2 protein-coding genes are annotated in these 1,967 nt (G+C 58.2%); both read right to left on the reverse strand.

The window, feature by feature from the left end:
* Positions 1-219: 219 nt before the first annotated feature.
* Positions 220-1,068 (reverse strand): CDP-diacylglycerol--serine O-phosphatidyltransferase, encoded by an 849-nt coding sequence (gene pssA / locus RMO57_RS15220; protein ID WP_310388036.1) that lies wholly within the window; start codon positions 1,066-1,068, stop codon positions 220-222.
* 82 nt (positions 1,069-1,150) lie between these two features.
* Positions 1,151-1,967, reverse strand: an 817-nt coding sequence (ilvC, locus tag RMO57_RS15225; protein WP_310388038.1) for a ketol-acid reductoisomerase, incomplete at its 5' end; no start/stop codon positions are given.

Below are 1,967 nucleotides of genomic sequence, written 5' to 3' on the forward strand. Positions count from 1 at the left end.
TGCTCGCCGTCACGCAAGGTGGTGTCAAAGATGATCAATTGGTCGGCCACGGTGAACTCCAGGAAAAAGGGGTTAAAAAAAAGCCCGCGAAGCGTTTGCTTGGCGGGCTGTGATGCAGAAAGCTGTTGACGTGAGCGATCAGCGAACCCGGCAGGTTCCTAGTAGTAGCAGGCTGATCGCAATTGCAAATTTCATGAAAACTTAATATAGCACGCTAAATCAGCGGTGCAGGCCCTGCTCATCAGGGTCATGGGTCGAGGTCGCGATCATGCTGACCGGGCGCCCCTTGGCCTTGCGCCAGAAATAAATCGCATAGCCCGACAGCCCGTAGACACAGAAGATCGCGAACAGCCCCAGCGGTGGGTTCTGGCTGATCAGTACGATGGCCAGGGCAATCGCGACCAACACCACAAAGGGCACGGTGCGGCGGGCACCGACGACCTTGAAGCTGTAGAAAGGCGCATTCGTCACCATCGACAGGCCGGCGAACAAGGTCATGCCAAACGCCGTCCAGACCACCCAAGGCAGATTCGTCACCCGCTGAAATCCGTAGTCATCAAAGGCCCAGATCATGCCCATCACGATCGCCGCGGCAGCCGGGCTGGGCAGGCCCTGAAAGAAGCGCTTGTCAACCACGCCGATATTGACGTTGAAGCGCGCCAAGCGCAGCGCCGCCCCGGCAATATAGACAAAGGACGGAATCCAGCCCAGCTTGCCCATGTCCTTGAAGGCCCAGATATAGACAATCAGCGCCGGTGCTGCGCCAAAGCTGACCATGTCCGACAGGCTGTCCATCTGCTCGCCAAACGCGCTTTGCGCATTCGTCATGCGGGCAACGCGGCCGTCCAAGCTGTCCAGCACGGCGGAGCAGAAGATCGCGATGCAGGCCACCTCGAAGCGCCCATTCATCGCCATCACGATGGCATAGAAGCCCGAGAACAGCGCCGCCAAGGTGATGGCATTGGGCAGCACGTAAATGCCTTTACGGCGCGGCCTTGGCACATGCGGCACGCTGTCGTCATCGTCGTCCGGCAGCTCGGCCTGCGTCTTGTTCTTGAGATCGGTCATGGGGCGGAAGGATACAACAAGGCGCCATATAAAAAGCCGCGAAGCCTAAGGGCAACGCGGCTTTCACTTATCCGTCAACCAATCAGTTTTTCGACTGATCAACCAGACGGTTGGCCTTGATCCACGGCATCATCGCACGCAGCTTCTCACCAACTTGCTCGATCGGATGCTCGGCGGTCAGGCGGCGACGGCTCAGCAACGTCGGAGCGCCGGCCTTGTTCTCAAGGATGAAGCTCTTCGCGTACTCTCCCGTCTGAATGTCCTTCAGGCATTGGCGCATCGCGTCCTTGGTGGCGGAGGTGATGACCTTGGGGCCGGTCACATACTCACCATACTCGGCGTTATTGGAAATCGAATAATTCATGTTGGCGATGCCGCCTTCGTAAATCAGATCCACGATGAGCTTGGTTTCATGCAGGCATTCGAAGTACGCCATTTCAGGCGCGTAGCCCGCTTCGACCAGCGTCTCGTAACCCGCTTTGATCAGCTCAACCGTGCCGCCGCAAAGTACGACCTGTTCGCCGAACAAATCAGTCTCGGTTTCTTCGCGGAAGCTCGTTTCAATCACGCCACCGCGCGTACCGCCGTTCGCCGCCGCGTATGACAGCGCGATGTCTTTAGCACGCCCGCTGGTGTCTTGATGAACCGCGATCAGTGAAGGCACGCCGCCACCCTGCACATAGGTTGAACGAACCAAATGGCCTGGGCCCTTGGGTGCAATCATGATCACATCAACGTCGCTGCGCGGCACGACTTGCGCGTAGTGGACATTGAAACCGTGGGCAAACGCCAATGCCGCACCGGGCTTGAGGTTCGGCTCAACTTCGGCGTGATAAATCGCGGCGATATGCTCGTCTGGTGTCAGCATCATGACGACGTCGGCGTCCTTAACAGCCTTG

Origin of the sequence: Roseateles sp. (assembly GCF_031397715.1) — a bacterium.
Classification (GTDB): Bacteria; Pseudomonadota; Gammaproteobacteria; order Burkholderiales; family Burkholderiaceae_C; genus Paucibacter_A.